We start from the raw sequence: 6325 nt of genomic DNA, 5'->3' as shown, positions 1-6325 counted from the left end.
CCGTTATCACGCAACCCACAGATCTCAGCACTGGTGGGGTAACCCAGGACACCGTTCTCAGCACCCGCGGCCCGGTAGGCCTGACGAATCCCGCCCTGCCGGCTGACGTGCGCCCCGGTCGTGGCGGACCACAGGATCTCACCGCGCTGGAAAGACTGCGAACAACCGTTATCACGCAACCCACAGATCTCAGCACTGGTGGGGTAACCCAGGACACCGTTCTCAGCACCCGCGGCCCGGTAGGCCTGACGAATCCCGCCACTGCGGCTGAGGTGCGCCCCGGTCGTAGCGGACCAGAAGATTTCACCCTTCTGGAAGGACTGGTAGCAACCGTTGTCCTTGATTCCGCAGACTTCTGCCCTCAAGGGGTAGCCCATGGGGCCGTCCTGGGCGCCGGAGTTCAGCCACCCCGTGCGGATGGCACCATTGACACTTGCCACAGCACCCGTGTCGGTCGACCACAGCACTGCACCACTGGCATAGTTCCGGTAGCAGCCGTTGTCCTTCAACCCGCAAACAACCTCCGACACCGGGGCACCCACAGCCGGCACCAACTTGGCAGCAGCATCAATGAAGGGCTCCGCCTCCGCTGCCTGCGACAACGGCACCGGGGGCAACGGCGCCGGAGCCGGGGCTGACGGTCCGTTGCGTGCGAAGTCGCGCAGGCTGGCAAGATCGCCGGTCCACTGGTTCCAGTCACCCACGACCGGGCCAGAATCGGTGTATTGCCAGAGGCTGTAGTTGCTCCAGCCGGCCGGTATGGTGCCGGCTGTGGAGTTGCTGTAGCGGGCCAGATGGAGCGGATGGTCTGAGAAGGCCTGTGAACTGCCGGTGCAGGTGTTCCACCAATCGGCGGTGGTGTAAATCATGGGCACGCGTCCGGTGAGTTGAACCATCCGGTCGGAGAAATCCCCGATCCACGTCACCATCTGCGACGCCGTCATGTTGTAGCAACTGTTGCCAAGAGATGTGTACGGGTTGTATTCGACGTCGAGCAGCGGAGGCAGTGTCTTACCATCAGCCGACCAGCCGCCTCCGTTCGCGACGAAGTAGTCTGCCTGCGTTCGTCCGTCCGAAAGGCTTGGCAGGGCGAAGTGATACGCCCCGCGCAGCATCCCCACAGACTCGGCGCCCGTGTACTGCTGAGAGAAGAACGGGTTGATGTAGCTGGTGTACTCGGTGGCCTTGACATAGGCGAAACGTGATCCGGAATTCCAGGCTCCGGCCCAGTTGACCGTTCCCTGATGGCTGCTGACATCAACCCCGAGCACCCCGTCGGGGGTCCAGTAATTCGTCGCTGCAGCGAACAGATCCGGCGTAGTTGTCTCGGCGTCCGTTTCCACCCCAGCCTTTGCAGCTGCACCCAAGCCCTGCTCCGCACTGGTGGGCACCTGCGGATCGCCATGCTCCGCAATCCGGGCAAGGCCCTGACCAAGGCTTGCACCATAGAGCTTTTGCTCCAGTTCGTCTTCAGCGGAGAGTGTGGGCGGGGCGGTCCCGGGAGTTACCGATGCCGCCGAAGGAGCTTCCGGTGTTGCTGACGAGGACACCTCGGGCTCCATCGTAGTGAGCGGTACCGGCGTCTCTACTACAGGCACCACCGTGGTGGATGGCGCCGGCGCCACCGTCGTCAACGGCTCCGGTGTCCCGGTAGGAATCGATTCGCTCGACGGCGATGGATCGACGATGTCAGCTACCGCAGCAACCGGAGCCATCAGGCCCACCAGTAATGATGCGAGCAGCGCGAACCGGCACGCCAGGCGCAAGGTGTTCGATGATTTCACGGCAAAATCTCCAGATCGTTGAAGCTGTGCGAGAGGCAGTGGACCCGCCCGCAATCAGCAGGCCCGAGCAGTAGCCCGAACTCGGGGCGAGGGTGACGTGCGGCTGCCCTTCCCTAGCGCCGCACCATTTGAACTCCCGTGGTGGGGGTCCAGGTGAGGGTTCCGGTCTGGAAGGTTTGGGTGCATTGGGTGGTAGAGGGGCAGGTTTGGGTGGTCACGGGATAGCCGAGGGCACTGTTTTCGGCTCCCTGGTTCCGGTAGTTGGTGCGGATAGGTCCGGTGACGGTCGAGTGGGCGTTGGTCGCCGCGGACCAGAGGATCTCCCCGTTCTGGAAGGACTGATAGCAACCGTTATCGCGCAACCCGCAAATCTCAGGGCTTCTCGGGTAACCGAGGACACCGTTCTCGGCCCCTGCGGCCCGGTAGGCGTTGCGGATCGCGCCCTGCCGGCTGACGTGCGCCCCGGTCGTGGCGGACCACAGGATCTCACCGCGCTGGAAGGACTGGTAGCAGCCGCCGTCTTTGAGGCCACAGATTTCGGGGCTTGTCGGGTAACCGAGAACACCGTTCTCAGCACCCGCGGCACGATAGGTGGCGCGGATCCCGCCCTGCCGGCTGACGTGCACCCCGGTCGTGGCGGACCACAGGATCTCACCACGCTGGAAAGACTGCGAACAACCGTTATCACGCAACCCACAGATCTCAGCACTGGTCGGGTACCCCAGGACACCGTTCTCAGTACCAGCGGCACGGTAGGCGGTGCGGATGCCGCCATTGCGGCTGATCTGCGCACCGGTCGCGGCGGACCACAGGATCTCACCGCGCTGGAAAGACTGGTAGCAACCGTTGTCACGCAACCCACAGATCTCAGCGTTGGTCGGGTGCCCCAGGACACCGTTCTCAGCGCCGGAGTTGACCCACGCCGTACGGATAGGACCATTAACACTTGGTGCAGGCTCGGACGCGGCAGGTTCAGGAGTGGGTGCGGCTGTGTAGAGGAGCCTGTTTGGGGTTCCGGCACTGGCCGAGGTCACAGTCGCGGTAGTGGCCGTACTGTTGAGCGTCGACGTGACCTGCGCCGGGGTCAGTGAGGGCTGCTGGGAGAGCAGCAGTACGGCCGCGCCGGCTGCGTGCGGGGCCGCCATGGAAGTCCCTGACAGGGTCGCCGTCGACGTGTTCGAGGTGTGCGACGCCGACATAATCGACACGCCCGGCGCGTAAAGGTCCACGCAGGTCCCAAAGTTCGAGAAGGAAGCCTGCCGGTCCGAGGAATCACTGGCAGCCACAGTCAGTGCCGCCGGCAACCTCGCGGGGGATGCGGTGCAAGCGTCAGCGGAGGAGTTTCCTGCCGCCGCAACAGCGGTAACCCCGTCATTGATGACGCCCTGAAGCGCAGCATCCACGGTGGAGCTCGCGGCACCGCCCAGGCTGAGGTTAACAACAGCCGGAGCGCCTGCAGTGTGGTGCCCGGCGATCCAATCCAGGCCGGCAATCACATCAGAGGTGTAGCCGGAGCCGGTGCAACCAAAGACCCGCACCGGGACAAGGGTCGCAGATTTGGCCACCCCATAGGTGGCACCCGCGACGGTGCCGGCGACGTGGGTGCCGTGCCCGTTGCAATCACTCGTGCCCCGGCCGTCCGATACTGCTGACCAGCCCTGAGTGACCCGGCCGCCGAAGTCCGTGTGGGAGGCAAGGATGCCACTGTCGACCACGTAGGCGCTGACCCCGGCCCCGGTAGCAGTAGTGGTGTAGGAACCTGACAGAGGCTGAGTGCGCTGGTCGATCCGGTCCAACCCCCACGGTGCCGGCTGCTGCGTCGCCGAAATACTCATCACGGTGTCACGTTCGACGGCTTCCACCTGCGGCGAACTAGCCAGAACGGCCGCCTCGGCCGGGGTGAGGGTGACGACGGCGGCGCGCACCGCCTGGGAGAACTCCCGCCCTACCCCGATTCCCTTACCGCGCAGAAACCGCGCTTTGCCTGCAACGTCCGTGCCAGGAGAGTACCGGACCACATATTGGGCAGCCTCGTCCACCCCCGCCTGCACTGTCCCGGGCTGCGTCACATCCGGCACGACGGGTGGCGCAGCGAATACGGCCGGCGCCATACCGGCAAGTAGCACGGAGGACACGACGGCGGCGGTGAGGAAACGGGGCACAGCTGGCAGCACAGGGACTACCTTTCAGTTCGGGAAGCCATAGGGAGGAGAAACCAAAGCACAGGCGTAACATCTGCCCCAAAAGTAACGCGTCTAACAGCGGGACAGGGCTCGTTTCGGGCGATTCTGTGGAAAGCCTGCCCCGAGTTAGGGACATTCCTGCGCAAAACCCATGTCTGGCGGCCCATGGAGGGATTCCGGAATGGTTGTGGATTAGGAACGGATTGGGCGTTACGGGACGGTCCCCGCTGCTTGCAAGCCACCAATCCTTCGAAGCCACCCGAAACATATCCGCGTGTTCATATCGGAAGAAATAGGTGCGACCAGAAAAGAACAAAGACCACTGCAGGTGGTTGGATCCAACTCGGTCCCAAGGGAATAGCGAAGCGGAAGAGCGGCAGCAAACCTTTGCGGCACCGAACATCGACAACCCGCGCAGGCCTGTTCGGCGCTACATCGTCAGTCAATACAATGACGCCATCCAGATAGATGATGGTGTTTCAGTCCACTCCGCCCAAGGTGAACAGGGTATCCAGCTTGACGCCATAGGTAGCGGAAATCTCGCCCAAGGGTCAGTCAACTTATCGGTGTAACTGTGTCGTGGTTTGCTAGCGGCGGTGGGCGGAGAGCCGGCTGTCGAAGGCGACGTCGAACGCGTTGAGTGCTTGTTTCCATCGTTGGGCCCATCTGGCCCGGCCCTTGCCCGTCGGATCGAGGGCCATGACGGCGAGGTAGACGCACTTGAGCGCGGCCTGCTCGTTGGGAAAGTGGCCGCGGGCCTTGATTGCCTTGCGGATGCGGGCGTTGACCGACTCGATCGCGTTCGTGGTGCACACGATCCGGCGGATCTCGCGGTCAAACTGCAAAAACGGCACGAACTCGGCCCAACTGTTGGACCACAGCCGCACGATCGCTGGGTACTTCTGCCCCCACTCCTCCTGGAATTCCAGGAAGCGGTCCTCGGCCTCGGCGACGGTCGCGGCCTGGTAGACGGGCTTGAGGGCGCGGGAGATCGCGGCCCAGTCCTGACGGGCGGAGTAGCGGAAGCTGTTGCGCATCAAGTGAACGATGCACGTCTGCACGAGCGTTTCCGGCCAGACGGTGTTCACCGCGTCGGGCAGACCCTTCAGACCGTCGCAGACGAGCATAAGCACGTCCTCAACCCCGCGGTTCTTAACCTCGGTCAGTACCTGCAGCCAGTACTTCGCGCCTTCACCACCGTCGCCGGCCCGGAGGCCAAGGATGTCACGGTTGCCGTCCACGGTCACGGCCAGGGCCATGTAAATCGGCCGATTTGCAACCTGCCCGTCACGGACTTTGACGTTGATACAGTCCACGAAAACGACCGGACACACCGGGTCCAGCGGACGGTTTTGCCACTCCACCATCCCGTCGAGAACCTTGTCGGTGATCGTGCTGATGGTCGTCTTCGACACCTCTGATCCGTAGACATCGGCCAGGTGCGCGGCGATATCCCCATGGGTCATTCCGCGGGCGGACAAGAACAATACAATGTCCTCGATCGAGCCCAGCCGGCGCTGGCGCTTGGCAACGAGCAGCGGCTCGAACGTTCCGGCACGGTCTCGTGGGACATCGATCTCCACGGGACCAGCCTTCGTCAAAACTGTTTTTGACCTGACGCCATTGCGGGCGTTTTGCGCCAGTGGAACCCTCAGCCCCTGCGGTCCGCTCATGCTTCTCGTAGCCCAGATGTGCGGTGACCTCGCCTTCCAGAGCGGACTCCAGAACGAGCTTGGTCAGCTGCGTCAACAACCCGCCCTCGCCGTCCACGGACAGCCCCTGCCGCTGAGCCTCACCCACCAGCTGCGCTACCAGCGCCTTGTTCACCTGAAGCGGCCGCTCGGCCCCTGTTGACACCTGCTCATCCTCCATCACGACCGGCGACCGCGCCGACTCGACCTGCATGCTCATTAGATACCTCCTGGATAGGAGTTACACCGTTGAACGTACAGTCCCCTTAGTCATCGATTTTCCCAAGATCTTGCGCCATAGAACGGAAACCGGATTTCAAGACCAGCATTGAAAACCTCGGGAAACCACCGCGATTCCCTTAGATGCAGGTTCGCTCGTGGACAATCGGATCTGAGACATTTCCAAGGGCACCCGGTCAGTTTAAATTGCTATACCGAGGATTCTGGGGCAAAACACCATTCGTACGGCGTTTTCGAACAGTACTTCGAGGCGAGATTCAGCGCGCGTGGCATACCGACATGATTCGATGGGTTCATGACGCTGATCGCGACGCCGCCACCCACTGCTGTGACCGAGGACCTGCTCCGCCTGCGAACAGCACTAGATGGCAGTGTTCCTGGCAAGGGTCCATCGAATCTTCTGGCGGCGACCTGGAATGTGCGGGCA

At 62.8% G+C, this 6325-nt stretch carries 2 protein-coding genes and 1 pseudogene; all 3 read right to left on the bottom strand.

Annotated elements, in window-relative coordinates; genetic code table 11:
* On the bottom strand, positions 1–1784 hold a 1784-nt coding region (locus tag IWX65_RS17035; RefSeq protein WP_334683973.1), incomplete at its 3' end, for a GH25 family lysozyme.
* Between the two features lie 113 nt (positions 1785–1897).
* Complete coding sequence (locus IWX65_RS17030; protein WP_196884747.1) at positions 1898–3958, bottom strand: S8 family serine peptidase; 2061 nt, start codon at positions 3956–3958, stop codon at positions 1898–1900.
* A gap of 596 nt (positions 3959–4554) precedes the next feature.
* Positions 4555–5839, bottom strand: a pseudogene (locus IWX65_RS17025) (IS256 family transposase).
* Between the last annotated feature and the right edge of the window lie 486 nt (positions 5840–6325).

The organism is Arthrobacter sp. CAN_A214 (assembly GCF_015751955.1).
Lineage (GTDB): Bacteria > Actinomycetota > Actinomycetes > Actinomycetales > Micrococcaceae > Arthrobacter_D.
Note: the sequence above shows the minus strand (reverse complement) of the source record. Positions and strands in the feature narration are given on the sequence as shown.